26 protein-coding genes and 1 pseudogene are annotated in these 25,460 nt (G+C 74.4%); 14 read left to right on the top strand and 13 right to left on the bottom strand.

All coding sequences use genetic code 11. The annotated features are described in order from the left end of the window. Window positions 1-111: 111 nt before the first annotated feature. From idi to HLI28_RS03760, 3 genes are read right to left on the bottom strand one after another with little or no spacing between them, the layout of a single operon-like run. Entirely contained in the window at window positions 112-708 is a 597-nt protein-coding gene (idi, locus tag HLI28_RS03770; protein WP_171246172.1) for an isopentenyl-diphosphate Delta-isomerase, read from the bottom strand. Then, window positions 705-1,370 (bottom strand): MOSC domain-containing protein, encoded by a 666-nt coding sequence (locus HLI28_RS03765; protein WP_171246171.1) that lies wholly within the window; start codon window positions 1,368-1,370, stop codon window positions 705-707. The genes idi and HLI28_RS03765 overlap by 4 nt, the downstream gene beginning before the upstream one ends. Next, window positions 1,363-2,712 (bottom strand): amino acid permease, encoded by a 1,350-nt coding sequence (locus HLI28_RS03760; protein WP_171246177.1) that lies wholly within the window; start codon window positions 2,710-2,712, stop codon window positions 1,363-1,365. Before HLI28_RS03760 ends, HLI28_RS03765 begins: the two co-directional genes overlap by 8 nt. Window positions 2,713-2,887: 175 nt before the next feature. On the opposite strand from HLI28_RS03760, the gene HLI28_RS03755 reads away from it, so the two are divergent. Further along, window positions 2,888-3,676 carry an SDR family NAD(P)-dependent oxidoreductase gene (locus HLI28_RS03755; protein WP_171246170.1) on the top strand — a complete coding sequence of 263 codons (789 nt, stop codon included), beginning with the start codon at window positions 2,888-2,890 and terminating at the stop codon, window positions 3,674-3,676. 48 nt (window positions 3,677-3,724) lie between these two features. Here the strand turns inward: HLI28_RS03755 and HLI28_RS03750 are convergent, their stop codons facing one another. The 3 genes from HLI28_RS03750 to HLI28_RS03740 are packed head-to-tail and all read right to left on the bottom strand — an operon-like array spanning window position 3,725 to window position 7,118. After that, on the bottom strand, window positions 3,725-5,389 hold the full coding sequence (locus HLI28_RS03750) for an ABC transporter permease (RefSeq protein WP_171246169.1): 1,665 nt from the start codon (window positions 5,387-5,389) through the stop codon (window positions 3,725-3,727). Next, window positions 5,386-6,393 carry an ABC transporter ATP-binding protein gene (locus tag HLI28_RS03745; RefSeq protein WP_171246168.1) on the bottom strand — a complete coding sequence of 336 codons (1,008 nt, stop codon included), beginning with the start codon at window positions 6,391-6,393 and terminating at the stop codon, window positions 5,386-5,388. The genes HLI28_RS03750 and HLI28_RS03745 overlap by 4 nt, the downstream gene beginning before the upstream one ends. Then, complete coding sequence (locus HLI28_RS03740) at window positions 6,390-7,118, bottom strand: TetR/AcrR family transcriptional regulator (RefSeq protein ID WP_171246167.1); 729 nt, start codon at window positions 7,116-7,118, stop codon at window positions 6,390-6,392. The genes HLI28_RS03745 and HLI28_RS03740 overlap by 4 nt, the downstream gene beginning before the upstream one ends. Window positions 7,119-7,226: 108 nt before the next feature. On the opposite strand from HLI28_RS03740, the gene arsB reads away from it, so the two are divergent. From arsB to HLI28_RS03710, 6 genes and pseudogenes are all read left to right on the top strand, one after another. Continuing rightward, the gene (gene arsB / locus HLI28_RS03735) at window positions 7,227-8,357 is read left to right on the top strand and encodes an ACR3 family arsenite efflux transporter (protein WP_343035630.1); all 1,131 of its coding nucleotides are present in this window, start codon (window positions 7,227-7,229) and stop codon (window positions 8,355-8,357) included. Then, window positions 8,354-9,424: a metalloregulator ArsR/SmtB family transcription factor gene (locus HLI28_RS03730; protein ID WP_171246166.1), complete on the top strand. Its 1,071-nt coding sequence runs from the start codon at window positions 8,354-8,356 to the stop codon at window positions 9,422-9,424. Before arsB ends, HLI28_RS03730 begins: the two co-directional genes overlap by 4 nt. Window positions 9,425-9,438: 14 nt before the next feature. After that, window positions 9,439-9,852 (top strand): arsenate reductase ArsC, encoded by a 414-nt coding sequence (locus HLI28_RS03725; protein ID WP_171246165.1) that lies wholly within the window; start codon window positions 9,439-9,441, stop codon window positions 9,850-9,852. Then, window positions 9,849-11,240: an FAD-dependent oxidoreductase gene (locus HLI28_RS03720; protein WP_171246164.1), complete on the top strand. Its 1,392-nt coding sequence runs from the start codon at window positions 9,849-9,851 to the stop codon at window positions 11,238-11,240. Before HLI28_RS03725 ends, HLI28_RS03720 begins: the two co-directional genes overlap by 4 nt. Further along, window positions 11,237-12,514, top strand: coding sequence for an amino acid permease (locus HLI28_RS03715; protein WP_171246163.1), 1,278 nt, complete (start codon window positions 11,237-11,239; stop codon window positions 12,512-12,514). Before HLI28_RS03720 ends, HLI28_RS03715 begins: the two co-directional genes overlap by 4 nt. Window positions 12,515-12,543: 29 nt before the next feature. Further along, window positions 12,544-13,282, top strand: a pseudogene (locus tag HLI28_RS03710) (cation diffusion facilitator family transporter). An 81-nt stretch (window positions 13,283-13,363) separates the two neighbouring features. Here the strand turns inward: HLI28_RS03710 and HLI28_RS03705 are convergent. Beyond that, the gene (locus tag HLI28_RS03705) at window positions 13,364-13,675 is read right to left on the bottom strand and encodes a hypothetical protein (RefSeq protein WP_171246162.1); all 312 of its coding nucleotides are present in this window, start codon (window positions 13,673-13,675) and stop codon (window positions 13,364-13,366) included. A 68-nt stretch (window positions 13,676-13,743) separates the two neighbouring features. Then, complete coding sequence (locus HLI28_RS03700) at window positions 13,744-15,102, bottom strand: FAD-dependent oxidoreductase (protein ID WP_171246161.1); 1,359 nt, start codon at window positions 15,100-15,102, stop codon at window positions 13,744-13,746. 80 nt (window positions 15,103-15,182) lie between these two features. On the opposite strand from HLI28_RS03700, the gene HLI28_RS03695 reads away from it, so the two are divergent. After that, window positions 15,183-15,536: an ArsR/SmtB family transcription factor gene (locus HLI28_RS03695; protein ID WP_171246160.1), complete on the top strand. Its 354-nt coding sequence runs from the start codon at window positions 15,183-15,185 to the stop codon at window positions 15,534-15,536. Window positions 15,537-15,581: 45 nt separating this feature from the next. Here the strand turns inward: HLI28_RS03695 and HLI28_RS03690 are convergent, their stop codons facing one another. Continuing rightward, the gene (locus HLI28_RS03690; RefSeq protein WP_171246159.1) at window positions 15,582-16,979 is read right to left on the bottom strand and encodes a class-II fumarase/aspartase family protein; all 1,398 of its coding nucleotides are present in this window, start codon (window positions 16,977-16,979) and stop codon (window positions 15,582-15,584) included. Between the two features lie 149 nt (window positions 16,980-17,128). Here HLI28_RS03690 and HLI28_RS03685 point away from each other — a divergent pair, with 149 nt between their 5' ends. Continuing rightward, the gene (locus HLI28_RS03685) at window positions 17,129-17,872 is read left to right on the top strand and encodes a VOC family protein (RefSeq protein ID WP_171246158.1); all 744 of its coding nucleotides are present in this window, start codon (window positions 17,129-17,131) and stop codon (window positions 17,870-17,872) included. A gap of 22 nt (window positions 17,873-17,894) precedes the next feature. Here the strand turns inward: HLI28_RS03685 and HLI28_RS03680 are convergent, their stop codons facing one another. From HLI28_RS03680 to HLI28_RS03665, 4 genes are all read right to left on the bottom strand, one after another. After that, entirely contained in the window at window positions 17,895-18,515 is a 621-nt protein-coding gene (locus HLI28_RS03680) for a nucleoside/nucleotide kinase family protein (RefSeq protein ID WP_171246157.1), read from the bottom strand. A 52-nt stretch (window positions 18,516-18,567) separates the two neighbouring features. Next, entirely contained in the window at window positions 18,568-18,915 is a 348-nt protein-coding gene (locus HLI28_RS03675) for a TraR/DksA family transcriptional regulator (RefSeq protein ID WP_171246156.1), read from the bottom strand. 4 nt (window positions 18,916-18,919) lie between these two features. Then, window positions 18,920-20,473: an amidohydrolase gene (locus HLI28_RS03670; RefSeq protein WP_425483381.1), complete on the bottom strand. Its 1,554-nt coding sequence runs from the start codon at window positions 20,471-20,473 to the stop codon at window positions 18,920-18,922. Window positions 20,474-20,541: 68 nt separating this feature from the next. Beyond that, window positions 20,542-21,024, bottom strand: coding sequence for a heme-degrading domain-containing protein (locus HLI28_RS03665; RefSeq protein ID WP_171246154.1), 483 nt, complete (start codon window positions 21,022-21,024; stop codon window positions 20,542-20,544). 221 nt (window positions 21,025-21,245) lie between these two features. Here HLI28_RS03665 and HLI28_RS03660 point away from each other — a divergent pair, with 221 nt between their 5' ends. From HLI28_RS03660 to HLI28_RS03640, 5 genes are all read left to right on the top strand, one after another. Then, a complete protein-coding gene (locus tag HLI28_RS03660) occupies window positions 21,246-22,061 on the top strand; it encodes an amino acid ABC transporter substrate-binding protein (protein WP_171246153.1) in 816 nt (271 codons plus the stop codon). After that, window positions 22,061-22,714: an amino acid ABC transporter permease gene (locus HLI28_RS03655; RefSeq protein ID WP_171246152.1), complete on the top strand. Its 654-nt coding sequence runs from the start codon at window positions 22,061-22,063 to the stop codon at window positions 22,712-22,714. Before HLI28_RS03660 ends, HLI28_RS03655 begins: the two co-directional genes overlap by 1 nt. Then, window positions 22,707-23,501, top strand: a complete 795-nt coding sequence (locus tag HLI28_RS03650) for an amino acid ABC transporter ATP-binding protein (RefSeq protein ID WP_171246151.1) — start codon at window positions 22,707-22,709, stop codon at window positions 23,499-23,501. The genes HLI28_RS03655 and HLI28_RS03650 overlap by 8 nt, the downstream gene beginning before the upstream one ends. 97 nt (window positions 23,502-23,598) lie before the next feature. Further along, a complete protein-coding gene (locus HLI28_RS03645; protein WP_171246150.1) occupies window positions 23,599-24,519 on the top strand; it encodes an FAD-dependent oxidoreductase in 921 nt (306 codons plus the stop codon). Further along, window positions 24,516-25,460, top strand: a complete 945-nt coding sequence (locus HLI28_RS03640; protein ID WP_171246149.1) for a hypothetical protein — start codon at window positions 24,516-24,518, stop codon at window positions 25,458-25,460. Before HLI28_RS03645 ends, HLI28_RS03640 begins: the two co-directional genes overlap by 4 nt.

Below are 25,460 nucleotides of genomic sequence, written 5' to 3'. Positions count from 1 at the left end.
GGTCCGGGGACGACGAGCCGGCGGCGTGCCGCACCGGGCGGGAAGCGTCGCCTCGAACGTGTGTTCGAGACTAGCCTCCCGTCGCCGCGACGGCAACAGGTGGGTCCCGTGTCAGGCGAGACCGAGCGCCCCGGCCAGCACGCGCGCACCCGGGGTCCGCTCGTCCGCCGGCACCGCCGCGATCGCCTCGAGCTGCCACCCCATCCACGGGCTGAACGCCCACGGCGTCGCCTGGACCGCCGCACGGACCTCGTGCGCCGGCGCCCACACGTGCTCGGAGACCTCGTCCGGGTTCGGCGTCAGGTCCCCGTCGACGCGGGCGACGTACACCGGGCAGATCTCGTGCTCGACCACGCCCGAGGCGTCCACGGCGCGGTAGCGGAACTCGGGCAGCACCACGTCGACGCCGGTGACGGTGGCACCCAGCTCGTGCTCGGCGTGCCGGACGATCGAGTCCTCCACCGCCTCCGTCCAGCGCAGGTGCCCGCAGAACGAGTTGGTCCACACCCCCGGCCAGGTGCGCTTGACCAGGGCGCGCCGCGTGATCAGCAGGTTGTCGGCTCCGTCCAGCAGGTAGCACGAGAACGCCAGGTGCAGGGGCGTGTCGGTGGTGTGGACATCGGCCCGTGGGAACGTGCCGGTCCGCTCGCCGGCGTCGTCGCACAGGACGACGTGGTCGGCGGTGGTGGGGACGTGCGTGGTGCTCATCGGTTCATCGCCTTCGTCATCCGGGTGTCCATGTCCTCGCTCGGTCGGAGCTCGCCGTCGTCGGCCGCCCGGCGCAGCGCGCTGGCCAGGCGGGCCGCCTCCGCGAAACCCTCGGGGCCAGCGTTCCAGGCCCCGAACCAGTCGGCGACCGACACACCGTGCGTCGGCCGTGACACGACCTCCACGGCGTCGCCGGCGCCGAGCTCACCGGTCTCCACCACCCGCAGGTAGGCACCGGTGCGGTTCGCCTCGGTGAACCGTCGCACCCAGCGCTCCGGCGACCCCAGGCGGCGGGCGAAGGTGGCGCACGGCGTGCGGGGCTGGGTCACCTCGAGCACGGCCGACCCGACCCGCCACCGCTCGCCGATCAGCGCACCGCCCACGTCCAGGCCGCGGGTGCGCAGGTTCTCGCCGAACAGACCCGGGGTGATCTCCCGGCCCAGCTCGGCGGCCCAGAAGCGGGCGTCCTCCTCGGCGTAGGCGTAGACGGCCTGCTCCGGTCCGCCGTGGTGCACCCGGTCCGCCTGGACGTCGGCGTACAGGCCGTGGGTGCCGGCCTTCACCCGCCCGGCGACCGCGCGCTTGTCGATCGCCGTGACGCCGACGGTCCCCGCGTCCGGCAGGAGCTGGTGCACGCGACAGACCGCGACGAGTTCAGCCATGGACGTCATGCTGCCACTGTTCCGCACCGCCGCGGGCCCGACGTCGCCACCCGAGCAGCCCGTACGCCGCGAGGATGACGGCCACGAGTCCCGCGGTGGCGACGAGCTGGGCGCGTGCCGCGTCGTCGGACAGCATGAGCGCGGCCAGGGCGACGAGCGCGGCCAGGGTGAGCCAGGTCAGCCACGGGAAGGCCCACATCCGCAGCCGCATCGGCACCCCCGTGCGGCGCGCCTCGGCCTCCAGACGTGGCCGCAGCCGCAGCTGCGAGACGGCGATGAGCAGCCAGACCACGAACAGGGCGGAGCCGACGGCGTTGAGCAGGACGGACAGCAACGTCTCCGGGAGCACCCGGTTCAGCACGACCGCGACGACGCCGAAGAACACCGACACCGAGACCGCCACCCACGGGACCTCCCGCCGGGAGATGCGCGTCGCCACCGCCGGCGCGTCACGCCGCTCCCCGAGGGAGAACAGCATCCGCGAGGTGCCGTACACCTGGGCGTTGAAGGCGCTCAGCAGCGCCAGGACGACCACGACCTCCATGAGCCGCGCGGCGCCGTCGAACCCGGCCAGCTCCAGGACCGCCACGAACGGCGAGGTGAGCGCGTCGGCGTCGTCCCACGGCACCAGCGCGACGATGATCGCGACGGACCCGAGGTAGAAGACCAGGATCCGCCACAGGATCGTGCGGGTGGCGCGGGCGACGGCGTCGCGCGGGTCGCGGGCCTCGGCCGCGGCGATCGCCACGATCTCGATCCCGCCGAACGCGAAGGCGACGGCGAGCAGACCGGCGGCGATCCCCGGCACCCCGGCCGGCGCGAAGCCGCCGTGCGCCGCCCAGTCGCCCAGCACGCCGCCCGCCACGGGGATCACGCCGACGACGACGAGCAGTCCGACGGCGAGGAAGGCCACGATGGCGGCGACCTTGACCAGGGCGAACCAGAACTCGGCCTCGCCGAACTGCCGCACCCCGATCAGGTTGATGCCGCCGAAGACGGTGACGACGACGCCGGCGACCACCCACTGCGGGACGGCCGGCCACCAGGCGGTGGCGATCTCGGCGACGCCGGTGACCTCCACGCCGAGGACCATGATCAGCATGAACCAGTAGAGCCACCCGAGCAGGAAGCCGGCCCACCGGCCGAGCGCCACCTCGGCGTACACGGAGAACGACCCGGAGGCCGGCAGGGCGGAGGCCATCTCGGCGAGCATCCGCATGACGGCCACGACGATCGCCCCGGCGATGGCGTAGCTGATCAGCACCGCCGGGCCCGCCGTCGAGATCGCCTCGCCAGACCCCAGGAACAGCCCGGCCCCGATCGCGGAGCCGAGCCCCATCATCGTCAGGTGCCGGGGCCGCAGGCCGTGGGCGAGGGGTTCTGCGGGGGCCGTGACGGCCTCGTCGGGGCCGTCGCCGGATGTCGTCGTCACCGGGTCACGCTAGCCCGCCCTCCGGGCCGGTGCCGAAACCCGGCCTACAGTGGCGACGTCCGTCCCTCGACCCCTGGAGCGCTCCATGACCCTCGACCTGCACGGATCGTCCGCCGTCGTGACCGGCGCGAGCTCCGGCATCGGCGCCGTCGTCGCGGCGCGGCTCGCGGCCCGAGGAGCCGACCTCGTGCTGGTCGCCCGCCGCACGGACCGCCTCGAGGAGCTCGCGGCCCGGCTGCGCGCGGAGCACGGCGTCGCGGTCGACGTCGTGCCCGCCGACCTCACCACCCCGGACGGTGTCACCGAGGTCGTCAAGGCCGCCCGCGCCGCCGACCGTCCCGTCGGCACCCTGGTCAACAACGCCGGGTTCGGCACGCACGGCCCCTTCGTCGAGGAGGACCCGCAGCGCGTCGACGACGAGGTCGCCCTCAACGTGACGGCACTGACCAACCTCACCCGCGCGCTGCTGCCCGACCTGCTCGCCCACGCCTCCGGCGCGGTCGTCAACGTGGCCAGCACCGCGGCGTTCCAGCCGCTGCCGCGGATGGCCGTCTACGGCGCGACCAAGGCCTACGTCCTCAGCTTCACCGAGGCGCTGTCGGTCGAGCTGCGGGGGACGGGCGTCCACGCGATCGCGCTCTGCCCGGGTGCGACGCGCACGGAGTTCTTCGACGTCGTCGGGTCCGAGGAGCCGGCGGTGGGCCGCTTCCAGACGGCCGACCAGGTCGCCGACACGCTGTTCCGAGCGCTGGACCGCCGTCGGCCCCGCGCGACCGTGGTGTCCGGCCGGGCGAACGCCCTGGCCGCCGCCCTGGTGAACGTGCTGCCCCGCCGGCTCGTGCTCGCGGCGGTCTCCCGCGTGACGGGCGGCTGACGGCCGACGGCCGGGTCCGCACGGTCTGTACCGCGCGGACCCGGCCCGTCAGCCGGTGACCAGGTCGCGGCGCCGGAAGCCCACGAACCCGAGCACCGTGAGCACCACGGCGACACCCCACAGCAGCGCGAGGTCGCCGGCGTACGACTCCTCGGAGAACACCTCCGGCACCCCGTCGAACGGCGAGACCCGGTAGACCCAGTCCGGCAGGTCGAGGACCTGGCCGAACATCCCGACGACGAACGTGTAGGCCACCAGCGCCCAGCCGAGCCCCGTCAGCCGCGGTGCCCAGCCGTACAGCGCGGCGACGAGCCCGAGGAACACCGCGAGCGCCGGCAGGTGGGTCCACACGACCACGCTGTAGTCGCCGAACCCCTGGTCCTCCCACCCGGCGATCGCGGCACCGGCCCAGAGCCCGTAGACGCTGACGGCGAGCAGCACCGCCGTGCCGAGCCCGGCGACGGCGAGCTGCGCCCCGAGCCAGCGGTGCCGGGACACGGGGTGGGAGAAGACGACCTCGGCACGGCCCGAGGACTCCTCGACCTTGGGACGCTGGGCCATGACGACGGCGTAGGCGGCGCAGCAGACGGCGGCGTACAGCACGAGCACGCTGATGAACCCGACGGCGAGCTGGGACGGGTCGTCGCCGAACAGCTGGGCCAGCACCGGGTTGTCCACGACCATGTCGCCGATCATGTCGCCGATGCCCGGCAGCATGGTGCCGGAGGCGAACCACATCAGCCCGAGCCCGAGGCAGCTCCACAGCAGGGCCCAGCGCTGCTGCAGCCAGGCCATCGCCAGCGGTCCGCGCAGCGTGACGGCGGCGTCGGGCCGGCCGGCACGGGTCTCGACGAGGCTCCCGCCGAAGTCCCGGCGGGAGGCGAGCACCGCCGCCAGCACGAGGAGGGCGACGATCGCGACGACGCTCAGCGCGACGGGCCACCAGCGCAGGTCGACGAAGGCACGCATCTGCTGGGCCCAGGCGATCGGCGAGAACCAGGACAGGGTGGACCCGCCGAGCTCGCGGATGTCCCCGACAGCCCGGACGACGAACGCGACGGCGAAGACGGCCAGGCTCACCCCGGTCGCGGTGCGGGCGTGACCGACCACCTGGCACACGACGAGCGCGACGGCGCCGAACACGAGCGCGCTGAGCCCGGAACCGATCGTCATGGCGAACGAGTCCGCCACGGCGAGGTCGCCCACGGCCACCATGGCCAGTGCCGACAGCACGGCGATGACCGCCTGCACGAGCACGAGGGTGATGATCGCGGCCACGGCCGGGGCGTGCCGGCCGACGACGGCGGCCCGCACCAGCTCCGAGCGGTTCGACTCCTCCTCGGCGCGGGTGTGGCGCACCATGTGCAGGATCGACAGGATCGCGAGCGCGAGCACCATCCACGTGATGCCCTCGTTCGACATGGCGACCCCGGTCGAGTAGTCGTCCAGGCCGTACCCGGGGCCGCCCATGACGATGCCGGCGGGCGTCTCCATCAGGGCGGCCCGCCCCTGCATCGCGGCGGGGTCGTCGAAGAACAGGTTCAGGGCGAACGTGAAGTAGGTGTAGAAGAACACGACCGAGGCCGTCCACACGGTCAGGCGCACCCGGTCCTGGCGCAGCATGAAGCGCACGAGCGCGCCGGTGCCGGTCAGGGTGGCCCCACGGGCGGGCTCGGCGGTCCGGACGGCGGGCGGGGCGACGGCGGTGCTCATCGTGCTCCCGCCTCGCTCGTCGTCGGGGCGGCCGCGTGCCGCCCCGGGGCGTTCCCGGTCCCGTCGGTCGACTCGCCGTCGGCGGACACGTCGTCGCCGTAGTGCCGCAGGAACAGCTCCTCCAGCGACGGCGGCGCGGCGGTGAAGGAGCGCACGTCGAGGCCGGAGAGCGCGGTGAGCACGCTGCCCATGGCCGTGTTGTCGACGTCGAAGGAGATCCGCGTCCCCTCGGGGTCCTCGTGGGTCTGCAGGTCGTGCACCCCGTCGAGCGCGGCGACCCGTGCCGGGTCGCCCGCCACGACGGCCGTGACGTTGGAGCGCGTCAGGTGCCGCAGCTCGTCGAGGGTGCCGGACTCGACCGCGCGTCCGGCGCGGATGATCGTCACGGTGTCGCAGACCTTCTCGACCTCGGACAGGATGTGGCTGCTGAGCAGCACCGAGGTGCCCTGCGCCGCGGCCTCGCGCACGCGCTCGGTGAACACCGCCTCCATGAGCGGGTCGAGGCCGGCGGTGGGCTCGTCGAGGATGAGCAGGGGCACCTCGGTCGCAAAGGCGGCCACGAGGGCGACCTTCTGCCGGTTGCCCTTGGAGTAGGTGCGGGCCTTCTTGGAGGGGTCGAGCTCGAAGGCCTCCAGCAGCTCGGCCTTGCGCCGCGGGTCGGGCTTGCCGCGCAGCCGGGAGAGGAAGTCGATGGCCTCCCCGCCGGTCAGGTGGGGCCACAGCGTCACGTCGCCGGGGACGTAGGCGAGGCGGCGGTGCAGCTCGACGGCGTCGCGCCAGGGGTCGGCACCGAACAGCCGCGCGGAGCCGGCCGTCGCGCGCAGCAGCCCGAGCAGCACGCGGATGGTGGTGGACTTCCCGGAGCCGTTGGGCCCGAGGAACCCGGCCACCTCACCCTCGGCGACGGACAGGTCGAGACCGTCCAGGGCGCGGGTGGGGCCGAAGTGCTTGTGCAGGTCGTGGATCTCGATGGGGAGCGCGCCGGCGCTCGGGATGCTGGTCATGGTTCCTCGTTCGTGGTCTCGGGGGCAGGTGCGTCGTCGGACTCGCCGCCCGTCGGAGGGTCGGAGACGTACAGCAGGTAGTCGTCGAGCATGCGACGGCTGGTGAGGAAGCCCTGGGCGTAGAGCTCGATCATCGGCAGGTAGTGCTCGGCCAGGAAGGTGCGCACGGTGGCCCCGACGTCCTCCGGGTCCTCCGGCGGGTTCAGGGTGAGGGCGAGCGAGAGGGTGCCCAGCGAGGACAGCGTGAGGTACCGGACCCGGGCGTCCTCGTCGACGCTGGGCTTGGCGATCCCGGCGGCCACGGCCTCGCGGGTGTAGCCGCGGGCGTCCTCGATCATGTGCTCCACGAACGCCCGGGCGACGTCGCCGCCCGCCTGCAGGGAGCGCACCACGTAGCCGAGCAGGGGCGCGTACTCGTCGACCTCGGCGAGCACCTGCAGGAGCTGCCCTCCGGTGGCCCGGCCCATGTTCTGCCGCTTGGACTCGACGATCCCGGCCAGCACGTGCTCGTCGCAGGCGGCGTGCAGCGCGTCCTTGGAGCCGAAGTGGTGGATCACCAGCGCCGGGCTCACCCCCGCGTCCGCGGCGATGGTGCGCACCGACGTGCCGAACCCGGACCGGGCGAACCGCAGCACGGCCGCGTCCCGGATGCGGTCCCGGGTCGACCCGGACGCACCGGCCGAGGACGGGCCCGGATCGGCGTCGGCGGCGAGGGCTGAACTCATGTTCACCAGATTAAACACGTGTTCAGCCTGCTGACAAGAGGCGCTCGTCGCTGCGCTTGCTTCGAAGTTCGTCTATATTGACGGGAGTCGAATCAGCAAGGAGACGTCGTGCCCCTCACCGCCGCGGCCGGCCCGGTCCGCGCCCGCCTGTCCACCCTCGACCGCTGGCTGCCGCTGTGGATCGGCCTGGCGATGGTGGCCGGCCTGGCGCTGGGACGGTTCGTCCCCGTGCTCGGCGACGGCCTCGAGGCGATGGAGGTCGGCGGCATCTCCCTGCCCATCGCGCTCGGCCTGCTGGTGATGATGTACCCGGTGCTCGCAGGAGTCCGCTACGACCGGGTCGCCGCCGTCACCGGGGACAAGGCCCTGCTCGTCAGCTCGCTGGTGCTCAACTGGCTCGTCGGGCCGGCCCTGATGTTCGCCCTCGCGTGGATCTTCCTGCCCGACCTGCCCGCGTACCGCACCGGGCTGATCATCGTGGGGCTCGCCCGCTGCATCGCCATGGTCGTCATCTGGAACGACCTGGCCTGCGGCGACCGCGAGGCCGCGGCCGTGCTCGTCGCGGTCAACTCGGTCTTCCAGGTCGTGATGTTCTCCGTGCTCGGGTACTTCTACCTCACGGTGCTGCCCGGGTGGCTGGGCCTGGACACCGCGGGCCTGGACGTCTCGATGGGGCAGATCGCGCTGAACGTGCTCGTCTTCCTCGGCATCCCGCTCGCGGCCGGCTTCGCCTCCCGGGCGATCGGCGAGCGCACCCGGGGGCGCGACTGGTACGAGGAGCGGTTCGTCCCGCGCATCGGCCCCTGGGCCCTGTACGGCCTGCTGTTCACGATCGTGCTGCTGTTCGCCCTGCAGGGTGAGCAGATCAGCGACAACCCGGGCGACGTCGCACGGATCGCGCTGCCGCTGCTGGCGTACTTCGCGATCATGTGGGGCCTCGGCATGATCGCCGGCAGGGCCCTCGACCTGGGCTACGCCCGCACCACGACGCTCGCGTTCACCGCGGCCGGCAACAACTTCGAGCTCGCCATCGCCGTCGCCGTCGCGACCTTCGGCGCCACGTCCGGCGAGGCGCTCGCCGGCGTCGTCGGGCCGCTCATCGAGGTCCCCGTGCTCGTGGGCCTCGTCCACGTCACCCTGTGGGTCGGACGCCGCTGGTTCGGCGTCGACCCGCTCGTGGCTCCCGGCGGCACCGAGGCCGCCGTGACCGCGCCCTCGGACACGGAGGTCCGCGCATGACCGTCGCACCGTCACCCGACCAGTCCCCCGGCGGATCTGCCGACCAGACCGCCGGACCGGCACCCGTCCCCGCCGACGGCCGCGCCCTCGGCCCCGACGTCGCCGTCTCGGTCGCGGGTGTGCTCAAGGCGCTCGCCGACCCGCTGCGCCTGCGCATGCTGTCCGCCATCGCCACCGCCCCGGGCGGCGAGGCCCACGTGGGCGACCTCGCCGCGCTGGCCGAGGTCTCCCAGCCCACGGTGTCCCACCACCTCAAGGTGCTGCGGGACGTCGGCGTGCTGAGCGCCGACCGGCGCGGCACCTCGGTGTTCTACCGGGTGGCCCCGGTGTACCGCACCGCCGTGACCACGCTGCTGGACCGGTTCGCCCCCGCCGTCGCGGACTCCGGACGGGTCGCCACACCGGAGGACCCCGGCGCCGGGCGGTGGACCGAGCTCCACGGCCTGGCCGACGTCGACCGCGAGCTCGGCCGGCTCGCCGAGTCCCTGGCGGCCCGTATCCCGGGCACCACCGAGGACGAGGCGCTGCGGGTCGTGCGCGAGTCGTACACGGCCCTGGCCCGCCGCGGCGGCATCCCCGTCCACCTCGTCGCGCTCACCGAGCACTTCGCCCGTCAGCGCCTCGCGGACGCCGCCAAGAACCGCACGGTCGAGGCGCCCGGGCCCGCCACCGACCACCCGCCGCAGGTGCTCTTCGTCTGCGTCGGCAACGCCGGCCGCTCCCAGCTGGCCGCGGCGCTGCTGGCCCGCAGCGCCGGCGACCGGGTCGTGGTCCGCTCGGCCGGGTCGGTGCCGGCCGGCGACGTGCACGACGTCGTCCGGCCCGTCCTGGAGGACCTCGGCGCGCCCGACGACGTCTTCTTCCCCAAGCCGCTGACCGACGACGCCGTGCGCGCCGCCGACGTGGTCGTCACCATGGGCTGCGGGGACTCCGTGCCCGTGCTGCCCGGCAAGCGGTACGAGGACTGGGTCGTCGGGGATCCCGCCCTGGCCTCGCCGGCGGGCGTCCGGGCCATCCGCGACGAGCTCGACGCCCGCGTCCACCGCCTGCTCGACACCCTTCTCTGAGAGGAACGACCGACATGCCCACCCCCTCCGTGCTGTTCGTCTGCGTCCACAACGCCGGCCGCTCCCAGATGGCCGCCGGGTTCCTGCGCGCGCTCGGCGGCGACGCCGTCGAGGTCCGCTCCGCCGGGTCCGCCCCGAAGGACTCGATCAACCCCGTCGCCGTCGAGGCGATGCTGGAGCAGGGCGTCGACATCCGCGCCGAGCAGCCCAAGGTGCTCACGACCGACGCCGTCCAGGCCTCCGACGTCGTCATCACCATGGGCTGCGGCGACGCCTGCCCCATCTACCCCGGCAAGCGGTACGAGGACTGGCAGCTCGACGACCCGGCCGGCCAGGGCATCGAGGCCGTCCGACCGATCCGCGACGAGATCGAGCGCCGGGTGCGGGAGCTGCTCGCCTCGCTCGACGTCGAGGTGGTCGCTCGATGAGGATCGTCGTCGTCGGAGCCGTGGCCGCCGGCACGACGGCGGCCGCGAAGGCACGGCGCGGGTCGGAGGACGCCGAGATCATCGTCTACGAGCGGGACCACGACATCTCCTACGTCGGCTGCGGCCTGCCCTACTACATCGGGCGGAACGTCGGGTCGATCGACGAGCTCGTCCCCCGCGACGCCGGCTGGTTCGCCGAGACCTACGGGATCGACGTGCGCACCGGCCACGAGGTCACCGACGTCGACGCCTCGGCCCGCACCGTCACCGTCCGGAACCTGTCCACCGGGGAGACCTTCACCGACGGCTACGACGAGCTCGTGCTCGCCACCGGCGTCTCGCCCGTCGTCCCGCCCCTGCCGGGCGTGGACGCCGACGGTGTCTTCGTGCTGCGGACGCCGACCGACGCCACGGCGGTCCGGGAGTGGATCGAGTCCCGCGGCGTCGGACGGGCCGTGGTCGTCGGCGCCGGATACATCGGGCTGGAGACCGCCGAGCAGCTCGTCGGGCGCGGTCTCGAGGTCACCGTGGTCGAGATGGAGGAGCACTCCATGCCGCTGCTCGACGCCGACGTCGCCGAGCGCGTCGACGGCGAGCTGCGCGAGCACGGGGTCGACCTGCTCACCAGGACGCGGGTGACGGCGATCGGGACGGCGGACGACGGCGCGGCGCAGGCCGTCACCGTCACGGCGGACGATGGCGAGGACGAGTGGTCCGTAGAGACCGGCGTGGTGATCCTCGCCGTCGGCGTCCGGCCGAACCTCGAGCTGGCCGAGGCTGCCGGGGTCCGCGTCGGGGAGACCGGGGCGATCGCCGTCGACCGCAGCGGCCGCACGTCCGTCGAGCACGTGTGGGCCATCGGGGACGTGGCCGAGAGCTTCGACCTGATCACCGGCGAACCCCTGTGGGTGCCGCTCGGTTCGACGGCCAACAAGATGGGCCGGATCGCCGGGGACGCCCTCACCGGCGGGGACCTGGAGCACCGCGGGATCCTGGGGACGTCCATCGTGCGGGTCTTCGACCTCGCCGTGGGCCAGACCGGGCTGAACGAGGGCCGGGCGCGCGAGGCCGGGTTCGACCCCGTCGTCGTGCACACCGAGAAGCCGGACCGCCCGCCGTACCTCGGCGGGCAGCAGATGCTGGTCAAGGCCGTCGCGGACCGCGGTACCGGCCGCCTCCTCGGTGCGCAGGTCGTCGGGCCGGCGGGTGTGGACAAGCGGGTGGACGTGCTCGCCACCGCGATCACGTTCGGTGCGCGGACCGGGGACCTGTTCCACCTCGACCTCGCCTACGCCCCGCCGTTCTCCACGACCAAGGACCCGGTGCACTACGCGGGGATGGCGCTGGAGGGGCTGCGCGCCCGCGGCCGGTCGGGGAGGCAGGCGTGACCCGGCTCGCCCGCCGCCTCGGCACGAAGGACGCCGTCGCGATCGGACTCGGATCCATGATCGGCGCCGGCGTCTTCGCCGCGTTCGCCCCGGCCGCCCGTGCCGTGCTGCCCGCCGGCACCGGCTGGGCGCTGCTCGGGGCCCTCGCACTGGCCGCCCTCGTGGCGTACGCCAACGCGACCAGCTCGGCCCAGCTCGCCGCCCAGTACCCGGTGGCCGGCGGCACGTACGTCTACGGCCGCGAACGCCTCGGCGAGTGGTGGGGCTACCTGGCCGGCTGGGGGTTCGTCGTCGGCAAGACGGCGAGCTGCGCGGCCATGGCCCTCACCTTCGCCGCCTACGCCGCCCCGCCTGGCTGGGAGCGCCCGGTCGCCGCGGTGGCGGTGGTCGCGCTGGCGTCCGTGAACTACCGCGGGGTGACCCGCACGGCCCGGCTGACCCGCTGGATCGTCGCCCTGGTGCTGCTCGTGCTGGCGACCTGGACCGCCGTGGTGTGGTCGGGTGCGGCCGCCCCGTCGCTCGGGACCGGCGTCGTCACCCCGACGGACGGCGGCTGGGCGGTGGCCTACGGGGTCCTGCAGGCCGCGGGTCTGCTGTTCTTCGCCTTCGCCGGGTACGCCCGCATCGCCACCATGGGCGAGGAGGTGCGCGACCCGCGCCGCACGATCCCCCGGGCGGTGCTGCTGGCGCTCGGCGGCGCCGTCGTCGTGTACACGGTGGTGGCCCTCACGCTGCTCGGGTCCCTGGGGCTGGACGGCATCGCCGGCACGACGGCGCCGCTGGCCGCCGCGGTCGACGGCTCACCCTGGGCCGGGATCGTCGTGCGGGTCGGGGCGGCGGCTGCCTCGCTGGGCGCACTGCTGGCGCTCGTGGCCGGCATCGGGCGGACGTCGTTGGCGATGGCGCGCGAGGGCGACCTGCCGCGGTGGCTGTCGGCGGTGCACCCCCGCTTCGGGGTGCCGCACCGGGCCGAGGTGGCGCTGGCCGTGGTCGTGGTGGCGCTCGTGCTGACCGTCGACCTGCGCGGGGCGATCGGCTTCTCGAGCGTCGGCGTGCTGCTGTACTACGCGGTCGCCAACGCCAGCGCCTGGACGCAGACCGCCGAGCACCGGCTGTACCCGCGCGTGCTGCAGGGGTTCGGCCTGGTCGCGTGCCTCGTGCTCGTGGTGACGCTGCCCGTCGGCGCGGTGCTGACCGGGGCCGGCGTGTTCGCCGTCGGGGTGCTCGTCCGGTGGGTCCGGCAGCGGCGGTCCCGCACGGGCTCGACGTCCTAGGACCGGCGGGGGTCGATACCGTGGGAGGGATGACGTCCGTCGGCACCCAGCCCCGCCCGCTCCCGGCCGCGCGCCGGGCCGTGCTCGAACGCCGGGTGCGCTGGATCGTCACCGCGACGATCGCCTACAACGTCGTCGAAGCCGTGGTGGCGCTCACCGCCGGCCACCTGGCCTCCTCGGCGGCCTTGGTCGGGTTCGGGCTCGACTCGGTCGTCGAGGTGCTCTCCGCCGCCGCGGTGGCCTGGCAGTTCGCCGCCCCCCGACCCGCACCGGCGTGAACGGGTGGCGCTGCGCCTGATCGCGTTCTCGTTCTTCGGGCTGGCCGCGTTCGTCACCGTCGAGGCCGTGCGGACCCTGCTCGGGGCGGTGGAACCCGACCACTCGACCGTCGGGATCGCGCTCGCCGCGGTCAGCCTCGCCGTCATGCCGCTGCTGTCCTGGTTCGAACGCCGCACGGGCCGGGAGCTCGGCTCGGCCTCCGCCGTCTCCGACTCGAAGCAGACGCTGATCTGCAGCTACCTGTCGGCCGTGCTGCTCGTCGGCCTGGTGCTCAACGCGACCCTCGGCTGGACGTGGGCCGACCCGCTGGCGGCGCTCGTCATCGCCGGGTTCGCCGTCCGCGAGGGCCTCGAGGCGTGGCGTGGGGACGCCTGCTGCACACCGGTCGCGGCGATGGTCGGCCACGAGGACGGGGACCACGCCGGCGACGACTGCTGCGGCGGCGACGACTGCTGCGGCGGCGACGACTGCTGCGGCGCCAGACCCTGACGCGACCCCCGCTCCGCGAGTCAGGACGACACCGCGCGAGTCAGGACAGTTCTTCGCGAGTCAGGACCGGTCGGCGACGAGTCAGCGCCGGGCCCGGCTGGCGCCGAACGGCCCGCCGAACACGAACGAGATCCCCAGCACGTAGCCGAAGTCGTACCAGTTGCCGCTGTTGTGGACCTCGTAGATCGAGACGGTGTCGGTGAACAGCGACACCACGAACGTGACCGGCAGGATCATGCCCTGCCAGAGCCCGTACCAGAACCCGGCCGGGTCCTCGGCGCCGGCGGGGGCGGTGTCGAGCGCGGGGTTCGCCCCGGCCGCGCAGGCCGAGAGCAGGGTGAGCACGAGGACGACGGCGGCGGCCGTCACCAGACGGCGGGAGCGGCTGGTCATGCGTCCAGCGTGGCACCGGGTGCGGGCCGTCGCGCGACGGCGGCGGCCCGCACCCGGTGCCGCCGAACCTACCGCGGCGCCGACGACAGCGCGACCGGCCGGGGTCCGGGCTCCGCCGTCGTCCCGCAACAGCCGTCGCCGCCGTCCGGCTCCGCCAGGTCCGTCGAGCAGACCCCCGTGGTCGGCAGCTCCAGGTGGACGGCGTCGGCGGCCGCCCGGTCGCCCGCCAGTGCCGCGGCGATCGACCGGACCTGCTCGTACCCGGTGGCGAGCAGGAACGTCGGCGCTCGGCCGTAGGACTTCATCCCGGCCAGGTAGAAGCCGGCGTCGGGGTGGCTGAGCACGGACTCGCCGTGCGGTTCGACGGACCCGCACGAGTGCAGGTTCGGGTCGATGAGCGGGGCGAGCCGGGACGGCGCCTCGACGACGGGGTCGAGGTCGAGGCGGATCTCGCGCAGCAGGTCGAGGTCGGGCCGGAACCCGGTGGCCCCGACGACCTGGTGGACGGCGAGGTCGAGCGGGCCGTCGACCCCGGCACGGCGCCCGGTCCCCCGCACGTGGACGACGTCACCGTCGGGCACGAGCTCGTCGACCGCGGCGCGGGTGATCAGCTCGAGGCGGCCGGCGTCGACGGCGTCGCGCAGCCGGCTGCCGAGCAACCCGCGGGCCGGGAGCTGGTCGTCGGCACCACCGCCGAACAGCCGGCGCGCCGAGCTGCCGCGGATCGCCCACGTGACCAGGGTGCCGGGCTCCTCGTCGGCCAGGGCGAGGAGCGCGAGCAGCGTGTTGGCGGCCGAGTGCCCCGTCCCCACGACGAGGCTGTGCCGGCCGGCGAACCGGTCCCGGTCGGCGCCGAGGACGTCCGGCAGGGGCCCCGTGACGAAGGTCCGCGCCGCCTCCTCGCCCACCGCGGGGAGGCCGTGCGCACCGACGGGGTTGGGGCGGGTCCAGGTGCCGGAGGCGTCGACGACGGCCCGGGCAAGCACGTCCCGGGTGCCGCCGTCGGCCCCGACGGTCCGCACGCGGTAGGCACGGCGCTCGCGGCCCAGCGACCGGGTGCGGTCGGCCCCGTCGCGGACGACGGCGGTGACCCGGGTGCCGTACGCGATGCGGTCGCGCAGGGCGTCGGTGGTGGCCAGCGGCTCGAGGTAGTCGTGGACGAGGTCCGCGCCCGTGGGGAGCGCCTCGAGGTCCGGCTCCCGCCATGTGCCGGTGGCCTCGAGCAGACGGCGGGAGGCCGGGTCGACGCAGTACCGCCACGGCGAGAACAGCCGCACGTGCCCCCACTGGGCCACCGCCGCGCCGGGGCCCTCCCCGGCCTCCAGCACGAGCGGGTCGAGCCCGCGTGCGAGCAGGTGCGCCGCCGCTGCGAGCCCGGTCGGGCCCGCGCCGATCACCACCACCGGGTACTCCGTCGTCGTCCCCATGACTGCCTCCATATCGATCATCGTCGATGCGTCCGCGGACAACATATCCACATCCATCGATACGTGGCAAGATGGAGGCCATGACGACGACCGAGACGCCCGCCACCGACGCACCGGCGGGCTCCTGCTGCGTCGAACCGGCCGCCGCGGGCGTCGACGCCGCACGGGCCCAGGAGCTGGCCCGCGTGTTCAAGGCCCTCGGCGAGCCCGCTCGGGTGCGCCTGCTCTCGATCGTCGCGGCCCAGCAGGGCCACGAGGCGTGCGTCTGCGACCTCACCGAACCCGTCGGCCTGAGCCAGCCGACCGTCAGCCACCACCTCAAGGTGCTCGTCGACGCCGGGCTGCTGACCCGCAGCCAGCGGGGGCGGTGGGCCTACTACGCGGTGGCCCCCGGCGCGCTCGACCGGACGGCCGCGGCGCTGGGCAGCCTCTGACAGGCTGCCGGTCGTCGGCCCACGGGCTGTGCGCCGCGGGGCCGCTCACCGCGTGATGACGGACGCCCGCTCCGGGAGGCGGTCGAGGCGGTCGGCCGTGGAGATCGCGCACTCGGCGAGCTCCGTGGCGATCTCGGCCGACAACCCGAGGTAGCCGGCCGGGTCGACGAGCTCGTGCAGCTCGTCCGGCGCGAACGACCCGCCCACCAGCGGGTCGGCCTGCAGCAGCTCCAGGAACGGCGTGTCCTGCGTGGCGGCCGCCTGGGCGACCTCGAAGACGACGTCGTGCGCCTTCTGCCGACCGATCTTCTCCCCCAGGGCGAGCATGAGCGCCTCGGAGCCGATCATGCCCTCGGACAGCTTGATGTTCTCGCGCATCCGGGCCGGGTCGAGCTCGAGGCCGGCCAGGATGACCTGCAGCCGGGCCAGCATGTCGCCGGCCAGCACCGCCGCCGACGCCGAGACGTCCTCGAGCAGCGCGGTCATCGCCCCGTTGGCCTCCTGGTCGTGCAGCATCGACTCCAGCGCGGGGGTCGCCAGGGCCCGCAGCTCGGACGACATCGTCAACAGGTCCAGGGCGAGCTGGGGGTTGCGCTTGTGCGGCATCGTCGACGACCCGACCGTCCCCTCGGGGACCGGCTCGAAGGCCTCGGCGAACTCCGGCTGCATGAGCGCGTACACGTCGCGACCGATCTTGCCGATCGTGCCCGCGAGCTGGGCGAGGACCAGCACGAGCTCGACGATGCCGTCGTTGACCGAGCGGGACGGCACCCGCATCGGGTGCAGCGAGAGCCGCTGGGCGACACCGGCCTCGATGACGCGCCCGGCGTCCCCGAAGGACGCGAACGTGCCGGCGGCACCACCCATGAGGACGCAGAACAGGCGGTCGTCGAGCCGTTCGAGGCGTTCGGTGTGCGCGACGAGCTGGTCGATCCACACCGCGACCTTGAACCCGAAGGTGACGGGCACGGCGTGCTGGGAGTGGGTGCGGCCCGCCATGGGGAGGTCGGCCGCCCCCTCGGCCAGGGCCGCGGCGGCCCGGAGCGTGCCGCCGAGCTGGCGCAGCAGCACGCGGTGGGCGTCGCGCAGCACCAGCACGTCGGCGGTCTGGGTGATGTTCTGCGTCGTCGCACCCCAGTGCACCCAGCCGCCGTGCTTGGACCCGACGACGCGGGCGAACTCCTCGATGAGCGGTACCAGCGGGTGGCTGGCCTCCGCCGTCCCGGCGAGCACCCGCTTGATGTCGAGCTTCTCGATGCGGGCGGTCAGCGCGATCGCCCGGGCGGACTCCTTCGGGATGACGCCGGCGTCGGCTTCCGCCAGGGCCAGCGCGGCCTCGACGTCGAGCCGGGCCTGCCAGCGGTTCTCGCGCGTGAACAGCGCGGCGATGCCCGGGTCGGGGACCCGGCCCTCGGTGAAGCGTCCGAACGGTGCGACGATCATGTCGACCCCCTGGTGCGCACGGCAGATCTCGTGCATTGTGCCGCAGCCATGTTGCGGGCGTGTGAGCCGCCCGCCCTCCGATCCTCCCCCGTGTCGGTGGCGCACGTCACACTGGGCGCGCCGATCCCCGATCCGACAGGAGCCCCGTCATGGCAGACACCGCACCCCCCGCCGCGTCCCCCGTGGCGATGATCGACGCCCTCGTGCTGGACGCCCCGGACCCGCGGGCCTCGGCGACGTTCTGGCGCGAGCTGACCGGCGGGACCGTCGAGCAGGAGGACGCCGACGGCTGGATCACGTTGGCCCTGCCCGGGGGCTGGTCCCTCGCCTTCCAACCGGCGCCGGACCTGGTGCTGGCGCGGTGGCCGGGGCAGGAACACCCCCAGCAGCTCCACCTGGACCTGCTGGTGCCCGACGTCGCTGCCGCCGTGGCCCGGGCGGAGAGCCTGGGGGCGACGGTGCTGCGAGAGAACGAGCGGTGGACGACGCTCGCCGACCCGGCGGGTCACCCGTTCGATCTCTGCCTCGCCGAGGACGTCGACGCCCTGAGCGTCATGGGGGTGATGTTCGACGTCCCCGACGCCTCGGCCGCCGCGGCGTTCTGGGCCCGGATCCTCGGCGAGGAGGTCGTCCACGACGCGGACGGCACGGCGATGCTCTCCGGGTCGCGGCCCCTGCTCTTCCAGCAGGTCGAGGGCTACAACCCGCCGCGCTGGCCGGACCCGGCGGCGCCCCAGCAGGGCCACCTGGACCTGGCGATCGGCCCGCAGACCCAGGACGAGGCGGAGGCACGCGCGCTGGCGGCAGGTGCGACCCGGCTGCCCGGACAGGGCGAGATGTTCCGGGTCTTCGCCGACCCGGCGGGGCACCCGTTCTGCCTGTGCCGGTTCTGAGGACCGCAGCGCCGGCGGAGGCTCAGCGCACCAGCAGCGCCGGCCGGTCGGGGTGGTCGACCCGCACCACGACGTCGGCCCGCCGCTCGGGCGCGACCTCGCGGCGGTAGCGCGTGTAGGCGGCGAGCCGCCACGCCTCGTCGAGCGGGGTGTTCCGGGTCTCGGTGGCCGGCCGCAGCGCGAGGTGCACCGACAGGTCGACGTCGAGACCGCGGCCGAGGGTGAGCGATCCGTCCAGCACGACGACGGTCCCGGGTGCCGCCTCGACCCGGTCCGCCCGGGTCGGGCGGTCCGTCACGGGGTCCCGGAGCGAGGGCAGCCAGCGGCCTCGGTGGACCACCGAGGTCAGGACCTCGCGGTTGAGACCGCCGACGTCGATCCAGTCGTCCAGCAGGGCGTCCGGGTCCCGGCGCCCCTGCTCCAGCCGCAACGAGGCCGGACGCCAGAAGTCCCGGACCCGCACCCGGGCGACCGGGCGCCCGGCGACCTCCAGCGGACCGACCAGGGCGTCGGCGAGCACCTCGGGGCGGGTGGACGGGTGCCCGTCGACGACGAGCCGCACCGGGCGGTCGGCCGGACGGGACAGCACGAGGTCGACGACACGGGTCACCACGGCGTCCGGGGTCGTGGGCTCGGCGTGCACGCGGTCCAGTCTCGCAGCGGCGACCGGGCGCGGCTGGTGCTACCGGCTCGAGCTAGCGGGTCGAGCCCGCGTGCTCGACGCAGCGGGTCGTCGCCGGCCGGGCCTCCAGCCGGCCGGCGGGGATCGCCCGACCGCACTCCTCGCACACGCCGTAGGTCCCGGCAGCCACCCGGTCGAGGGCTGCGCGGAGGGCGTCGCGCTCCTGCTCGGCCTCGGCGAGCAGCGCCGCCGCCTGCTGCCGTTCCCAGGCGAGCGTCGCACCCTCCGGGTCGTGCTCGTCGTCGACGTTCTCGGACCGCACCGAGGCGACGATCCCGTCGACGACGGCGCGCTGCCGGGCGATGCGGTCCTCGGTCAGCCCCAGCCGCTCACGCAGCCGGGCCACCGGATCGGGCGTCACCACCTCAGAACCCCCGGTAGGTCCACCGGCCGGCCACGAGGGTGCCCGCCACGGGCAGCTCGCGCAGCACCTCGGCGAGAACGGCCGCTCCCGTCGGGGTGCCGTCGTCGGACAGCGTGAGGGGGTCGAGCTCCAGCACCGCCAGGTCGGCCGGGTCGCCGGGCCGCACCCGCACCCCGCGACCGTCGGTCGAGGCCGCGAGCGCCGTCGCCACGTCGATGCGCTGCTCGGGGTGCCACGGGTCGCGGCCGTCGCGGGACCGGGTGACGGCCGAGGCGATCGCGAACCACGGGTCGAGGGGTGCCACCGGCGCGTCGGAGCCGAGGACCAGCGGCACCCCGGCGGCGTGCAGGTCGGCGAGGCGGAACGCCCGCTCGGTGCGGCCGACCCACAGCTCGTCGGAGGCGTCCCGGTCGTCCATGGCGTGCTCGGGCTGCACGCTGGCGGTGATGCCGAGCGCCGCGAACCGCGCGACGTCCTCGGCCTGCAGCATCTGCGCGTGCTCCACGGACCCTCGCGCCCGGGAGGCCTCGAAGGCGTCCAGCGCGAGGGCGTTGGCGTGGTCGCCGATCGCGTGGATGGCGCAGCGCAGCCCCGAGGCGTGGGCGTGCGTCATGAGCGGCACGAGCTGGTCGGTGGCGACGTTGAGGATGCCGTGCGCGTCCGGCCCGGCGAACCCGGCGTAGTCGTCGAAGCAGAACGCCGTGAGGGTGTTGAGCGAGCCGTCCGAGATGACCTTCAGGGGGCCCTGGGTGATGAGGTCGGCGGCCGGCCCGGACCCCGGGGCGAGCACGTCACCGGTGTGCAGGCCCGCGTCGACGACGGCGTCCAGGTGCTGCTCCCACACGGCGGCCCGGACGCGCAGCAGGTCCCAGCCGGCCATGGCCCGGCGACGCCACGCGGTGAGGTTGTCGTCCACCTCGAAGTCGACGACGCCCACGACACCGCGTTCGGCGGCGGCCCGGGCGGCGTCGGCGAGCAGCTCGTCGGCGTCGGCCGCCGAGACCGTGACGATCTCGGGGGAGGCCGGCATCCACTCCTCCTCGCGCAGCAGACCCGTGGGGTGGTGCTCGATGCCCAGGTACCGCAGCCCGGCGGTCGACGCCCAGGCCGAGTGCAGGTCCCCGGAGATCAGGATGACCGGGACCTCGCCGGCCACGTAGTCCAGCACCTCCGAGGTCGGCTCGTCGTCCCACGTGGCCCAGCGGAACCCGAACCCGACGAAGGGCCGGCCCGGGGCCGGGTGGCGCCGTTCGTCGGTGAGCGCGGCACCGACCAGGGCGGCGGCGTGCGCGGGACCGGTCGCCGTCGAGACGTCCAGGCGGCGGCGCACCATCGCCCACTGCGTCAGGTGCGTGTGCGCGTCCCACAACCCGGGGATCACGGTGCGGCCGTCCAGGTCGACGCGTTCGGGCCCGGTGTACCCGACGTCGAGGTCACCGGGCAGGGGTGCGCCCGTGGGGACGACGGCGGCGACGTGGCCGTCGGCGAGCAGCACGTCCACCGGCCGGTCGGGGCGCCCGGCGAGGCGGGCGTTCACGAGGTGCAGGACGGTCACGCGCACACCGTATGACGTCCACCCCGCGCCGGGCAGGCCGGGAGGCGGATCGGCCGCGAAGAGGCTGGTCAGGCGCTCGCGGCGACGACCGTGCGCAGGGCCTCCACCACGAGCGCGTGGTCGTCCGCCTGGGCGAGCCCCGAGACCGTCACGACCCCCACGATCCCGACACCCTCGACACGGACCGGGAACGCACCGCCGTGGGCCGCGTACTCCTGCAGGGGCAGCTGGTGCGTCTCGTTGAAGTCCCGTCCGCGCGCGCGGGCGCGCAGCCCGACGAGGTACGACGACGCGCCGAACCGGTGCACGACCCGCACCTTGCGCTCGACCCACGAGTCGTTGTCCGGCGCCGTCCCCTCTCGCGCCGCGTGGAAGACCTGCTGGTCCCCCTTGCGCACGTCGATCGTCACGGCCAGGTCCCGTTCGGCCGCGAGCTCGACGAGCAGGCAGCCGAGCCGCCACGCGTCGTCATGGGTGAACCGGGCCAGCACGAGCTCGTGCTCGGCGGCCTCGGCCTCGGCGACCAGGGCGGCGACGTCGTCGGTGCTCATGCGCCCCAGCGTGGCACGTCCGCCCCGACCTGTCCGGCCGGACCGCGCCGCGCACCGCGCCCGGGTGGCGTCGCTCACAGCGGGAATACGGCCGGAGCGCCGCCCTGTTGGCGCTCGTGGCATCACGCCGGTCGATGCGACCCATCGACACCATTGATCGATCGTCACGTCCGCCCGGGGCACCCCGCCGCCGGGCCCACGCACCACCCGGGAGAACCCTCATGCGACGCACGCCCGCCCTCCTCGCCACCGCCACGGCCGCCCTGACCGCGCTGGCGCTGACGGCCTGCGGCACCGACGGCGGGACCACCGGGGGCGCGGACGCCGCCGAGGGCTCCGGCGAGCTGAACCTCGTCTCCGACGGCACCCTGACCGTGGCCACCGAGGGCACCTACCGGCCGTTCACCTACCACGACGCCTCCGGCGAGCTCGTCGGGTACGACGTCGAGGTGGCCGAGGCGGTCGCCGACGAGCTCGGTCTGGAGATCGAGTTCGCCGAGACCCAGTGGGACGCGATCTTCGCCGGGCTGGACGCCGGCCGGTTCGACACCATCGCCAACCAGGTGTCGATGACCCCGGAGCGGCTCGAGTCCTACGAGTTCTCGCAGCCGTACACCGTCTCCCGCGGCGCCGTCGTCGTGGCCGAGGGCGACACCTCGATCACGAGCTTCGACGACCTCGACGGCAAGGTCGCCGCGCAGTCGCTGACCAGCAACTGGCGGGCGCTCGCCGAGGAGTCCGGCGCCGAGATCGAGGCCGTCGAGGGCTGGGCCCAGTCCGTCGAGCTGCTCGGCACCGGCCGCGTCGACGCCACGATCAACGACTCGCTGACGGTGCTCGACCACCAGGCCGAGCACCCCGACGCCCCGATCGAGATCGCCGCCGAGACCGAGGAGACCTCCGAGATGGGGTTCGTCGTCACCCCGGAGCGCGCCGCGCTCGCCGAGGCCATCGACGGCGCGCTGGACACGCTGCGTGAGGACGGGACGCTCACGGAACTCTCGGAGAAGTACTTCGGGGCCGACGTCACGAGCTGATGGACGTCCAGCTCTTCACCGACTCCTGGTGGCCCCTCGTCCTCGGGGGGCTGACGGGGACGATCCCGCTCGCGCTCGTCTCGTTCGCGATCGGGCTCGTCCTCGCCCTCGGCGTCGCGATGCTGCGCCTGGCGGCCCACCCCGTGCTCTCCGGGGTGGGCCGGGCGTACGTCTCGGCGATCCGCGGCACGCCGCTGCTGGTCCAGCTCTTCGTCATCTTCTACGGGCTGCCGTCCCTGGGGCTGACGATCGACCCGTGGCCGAGCGCCGTCATCGCGTTCTCCCTCAACGTCGGCGGGTACGCCGCCGAGGTGATCCGCGCCGCGATCCTGTCCGTGCCGACCGGCCAGTGGGAGGCCGGCTACGTCGTGGGCATGTCCCGCACCCGCACCCTGCGGCGGATCGTCCTGCCGCAGGCCACCCGCGTCTCCGTGCCGCCGCTGTCGAACACGTTCATCTCCCTGGTCAAGGACACCTCGCTGGCCTCGCTGATCCTGGTGACCGAGCTGTTCCGCGAGGCGCAGGAGATCGCCGCGTTCACCAGCGAGTTCATGCTGCTGTACGTCGAGGCCGGGATCATCTACTGGATCTTCTGCACCGTGCTGTCCTTCGGGCAGACGCGGCTCGAGAGGAAGCTGGAGCAGTATGTCTGAGGCTCCCCTGCTCACCGCCACCGGACTGCACCTGTCCTTCGGTGACAACCACGTGCTGCGCGGCATCGACCTGGAGGTGCGACGGGGCGAGGTCGTGGCCCTCATCGGGCCGTCCGGGTCCGGCAAGACCACGCTGCTGCGCTCCCTCAACGGCCTGGCCGCACCCGATGCCGGCACCGTCGCGTTCGACGGCGGCCCGTCCGTCACGTTCGACGGCGGTCCCCGCCGCGCGTGGGGCCGGGCCGGGCGCCGGGCACAGGCCGCCCGGGACGCGCTGCGCGACCGGTCGGCGATGGTGTTCCAGCACCACCACCTGTTCCCGCACCTGACGGTGCTGCAGAACGTCACCGAGGGGCCCGTCCAGACCCGCTGCGTGCCGCGGGCCGAGGCCGAGTCACGGGCGCTGGGTCTGCTGGAGCGGGTCGGGCTCGCCGACAAGCGCGACGCCTACCCCCGCGAGCTGTCCGGCGGGCAGCAGCAGCGCGTCGGGATCGTGCGGGCCCTGGCCCTGCAGCCGGACCTGCTGCTGTTCGACGAGCCGACCTCCGCCCTCGACCCCGAGCTCGTCGGCGAGGTGCTGACGGTGATGAAGGAGCTCGCCGAGGAGGGCTGGACGATGGTGGTGGTCACCCACGAGCTGCAGTTCGCCCGCGCGGTGGCCGACGAGGTGCTGTTCCTCGACGACGGCGCGGTGGTCGAGCGGGGGGCGCCGTCGACGATGTTCTCGGCCCCTCGCGAGGAGCGGACCCGTCGGTTCCTGCACCAGGTCCTGCATCCGCTCGACTGAACAGCCGGCTCGCTCGACGAAGGAACGGCCGCACCGCGGGCCCGGGCAGCGCGACCGGGCGTGGTCGGTTGCCCCGGGCTCTGGCAGACTCCGCGCCATGGCAGACGTCACGGTGGTCGGAGCTGGGGTGATGGGGCTGACCTGCGCCGTCCGCCTCCTGGAAGAGGGGCACCGGGTCACGGTCGTCGCCCGGGACCTGCCCCGGGACACCACCTCGGCCGTCGCCGCGGCGCTGTGGTACCCGTACCTCGCCTCCCCGCAGGACCGCGTCACCCGGTGGTCGGCCCGGTCCTTCGAGGTCCTCGCCGACCTGGCCGCGACGGACCCGGGGGCCGGGGTGACGATGCGCTCCGGGACGGAGGTCTTCGGCGAGCAGCCGGCCGAGCCGTGGTGGCGCGACGCCGTCCCCGCGCTGACCCGGACGACCGAGGTGCCGTCGTCGTACGCGGCGGGCTGGACCTTCGCGTCGCCGGTGGCGGACATGCCGCGGTACCTCGGCTGGCTGGCCGGCCGGGTCACCGCACTCGGCGGCGCGATCACCCGTCGGACGGTGGCCTCGTGGCCCGGCGACGCCGACGTCGTCGTCAACACCACCGGGCTGGGAGCCCGCGAGCTCGCCGACGACCCGTCGGTGCACCCGGTGCGTGGCCAGGTCGTCGTCCTGGCGCAGTGGGGCCTGGACCGGTGGTGGCTGGACGCGAGCGGACCGACGTACGTCGTGCCCCGGACCGACGAGGTGGTGGTCGGCGGCACGCACGAGGCCGACGACGACACCCTCGACCCCTCGCCGCGGACGGGCCTGGACATCCTCGAGCGGGCCGCCCGCCTCGTGCCCGCGGTCGCGGAGGCGCGCGTGCTGCGGCACGCCGTCGGGCTGCGGCCGGCGCGCCCGGAGGTCCGCGTCGAGCGGGAGGGCCGCGTGGTGCACTGCTACGGCCACGGCGGGGCGGGCGTCACGGCGAGCTGGGGCTGCGCCGACGACGTGCGCTCCCTCGTCCAGGACGCGGTGGCCGCATGACCCGGCTGATCCTGCTGCACGGCCGCGACACCGGCGGGCTCGACCCCGAGCGCATCGAGGCCGGCTGGCTGGCCGCGCTGAACACCGGGCTCGCCGACGCCGGTGCGGAGCTGCGGCTGCGCGACGACGACGCCACGTTCGTCTTCTACGGTGACACGCTGGCGGCCGTCACCGGCGGGGACGAGCCGCCGCCGATCACCACGCACGGCCTGCCCGGGCTGTCCGAGGACGCCGCGCGGTTCGCGCTGTCGGTGGCGCGGGAGGTGCTCAGCGGCTCCGGGGTGCTGACGGCCACGCCGTCCCTCGAGCCCACGTCGTTGTCCGGCGGGTCGTTGTGGGCCGCGCTGTCGGCGGCGCTGGCCGCGGTCGACCGGTGGGTGCCGGGGCTGAGCAGCGCGATCCTGCTGCTGTTCGTCCGCGACGTCTACGTCTACCTCACCGACGACGAGGCGCGGTCGACGATCGACACCGGCGTGGCCGCGGCGTTCGCCGGGGACGGGCCGGCCGTCGTCGTCGCCCACTCGCTGGGATCGGTGATCGCCTACCAGGTGCTGCGCTCGGCGGTTCCCGGGGCCGACGACGTCCCGCTGCTGGTCACGCTCGGCTCCCCCCTGGCCATCACCGCGGTGCTCGACGCCGTGCGTGCGCTCGCGCCCCTCACCTGGCCGGAGCCGGTGCAGCGGTGGGTCGCGTTGCGCGACCCGCGCGACCTGCTGACGCTGAACGACCTGGACCCGGCAGCGTTCCCGGTCCCGGGACCCCGGACGATCGAGAACGCGCACGTCGACAACCCGGTCCCGGGGCACCACGCGGCCGCGAGCCTGCTGGACGGCCGCCCGGCGGGCTACCTGGCCGCCCCCGAGGTCGGGGCGCTGGTCGCCGAGGCGCTGACCGCCGTGCGGCCCGCGCGTCCCGGGACCGAGGGCGCCTGCCCTCCCTGA

Origin of the sequence: Isoptericola sediminis (assembly GCF_013085345.1) — a bacterium.
GTDB lineage: Bacteria > Actinomycetota > Actinomycetes > Actinomycetales > Cellulomonadaceae > Isoptericola > Isoptericola sediminis.
Note: the sequence above shows the minus strand (reverse complement) of the source record. Positions and strands in the feature narration are given on the sequence as shown.

Excerpts from the sequence above, each read along its gene's own strand:
- idi (WP_171246172.1), bottom strand. The coding sequence starts at position 708 with ATGAGCACCACGCACGTCCCCACCACCGCCGACCACGTCGTCCTGTGC.
- HLI28_RS03765 (WP_171246171.1), bottom strand. The coding sequence starts at position 1,370 with ATGGCTGAACTCGTCGCGGTCTGTCGCGTGCACCAGCTCCTGCCGGAC.
- HLI28_RS03760 (WP_171246177.1), bottom strand. The coding sequence starts at position 2,712 with ATGATGGGGCTCGGCTCCGCGATCGGGGCCGGGCTGTTCCTGGGGTCT.
- HLI28_RS03755 (WP_171246170.1), top strand. The coding sequence starts at position 2,888 with ATGACCCTCGACCTGCACGGATCGTCCGCCGTCGTGACCGGCGCGAGC.
- HLI28_RS03750 (WP_171246169.1), bottom strand. The coding sequence starts at position 5,389 with ATGAGCACCGCCGTCGCCCCGCCCGCCGTCCGGACCGCCGAGCCCGCC.
- HLI28_RS03745 (WP_171246168.1), bottom strand. The coding sequence starts at position 6,393 with ATGACCAGCATCCCGAGCGCCGGCGCGCTCCCCATCGAGATCCACGAC.
- HLI28_RS03740 (WP_171246167.1), bottom strand. The coding sequence starts at position 7,118 with ATGAGTTCAGCCCTCGCCGCCGACGCCGATCCGGGCCCGTCCTCGGCC.
- HLI28_RS03730 (WP_171246166.1), top strand. The coding sequence starts at position 8,354 with ATGACCGTCGCACCGTCACCCGACCAGTCCCCCGGCGGATCTGCCGAC.
- HLI28_RS03725 (WP_171246165.1), top strand. The coding sequence starts at position 9,439 with ATGCCCACCCCCTCCGTGCTGTTCGTCTGCGTCCACAACGCCGGCCGC.
- HLI28_RS03720 (WP_171246164.1), top strand. The coding sequence starts at position 9,849 with ATGAGGATCGTCGTCGTCGGAGCCGTGGCCGCCGGCACGACGGCGGCC.
- HLI28_RS03705 (WP_171246162.1), bottom strand. The coding sequence starts at position 13,675 with ATGACCAGCCGCTCCCGCCGTCTGGTGACGGCCGCCGCCGTCGTCCTC.
- HLI28_RS03700 (WP_171246161.1), bottom strand. The coding sequence starts at position 15,102 with ATGGGGACGACGACGGAGTACCCGGTGGTGGTGATCGGCGCGGGCCCG.
- HLI28_RS03695 (WP_171246160.1), top strand. The coding sequence starts at position 15,183 with ATGACGACGACCGAGACGCCCGCCACCGACGCACCGGCGGGCTCCTGC.
- HLI28_RS03690 (WP_171246159.1), bottom strand. The coding sequence starts at position 16,979 with ATGATCGTCGCACCGTTCGGACGCTTCACCGAGGGCCGGGTCCCCGAC.
- HLI28_RS03685 (WP_171246158.1), top strand. The coding sequence starts at position 17,129 with ATGGCAGACACCGCACCCCCCGCCGCGTCCCCCGTGGCGATGATCGAC.
- HLI28_RS03665 (WP_171246154.1), bottom strand. The coding sequence starts at position 21,024 with ATGAGCACCGACGACGTCGCCGCCCTGGTCGCCGAGGCCGAGGCCGCC.
- HLI28_RS03660 (WP_171246153.1), top strand. The coding sequence starts at position 21,246 with ATGCGACGCACGCCCGCCCTCCTCGCCACCGCCACGGCCGCCCTGACC.
- HLI28_RS03655 (WP_171246152.1), top strand. The coding sequence starts at position 22,061 with ATGGACGTCCAGCTCTTCACCGACTCCTGGTGGCCCCTCGTCCTCGGG.
- HLI28_RS03650 (WP_171246151.1), top strand. The coding sequence starts at position 22,707 with ATGTCTGAGGCTCCCCTGCTCACCGCCACCGGACTGCACCTGTCCTTC.
- HLI28_RS03645 (WP_171246150.1), top strand. The coding sequence starts at position 23,599 with ATGGCAGACGTCACGGTGGTCGGAGCTGGGGTGATGGGGCTGACCTGC.
- HLI28_RS03640 (WP_171246149.1), top strand. The coding sequence starts at position 24,516 with ATGACCCGGCTGATCCTGCTGCACGGCCGCGACACCGGCGGGCTCGAC.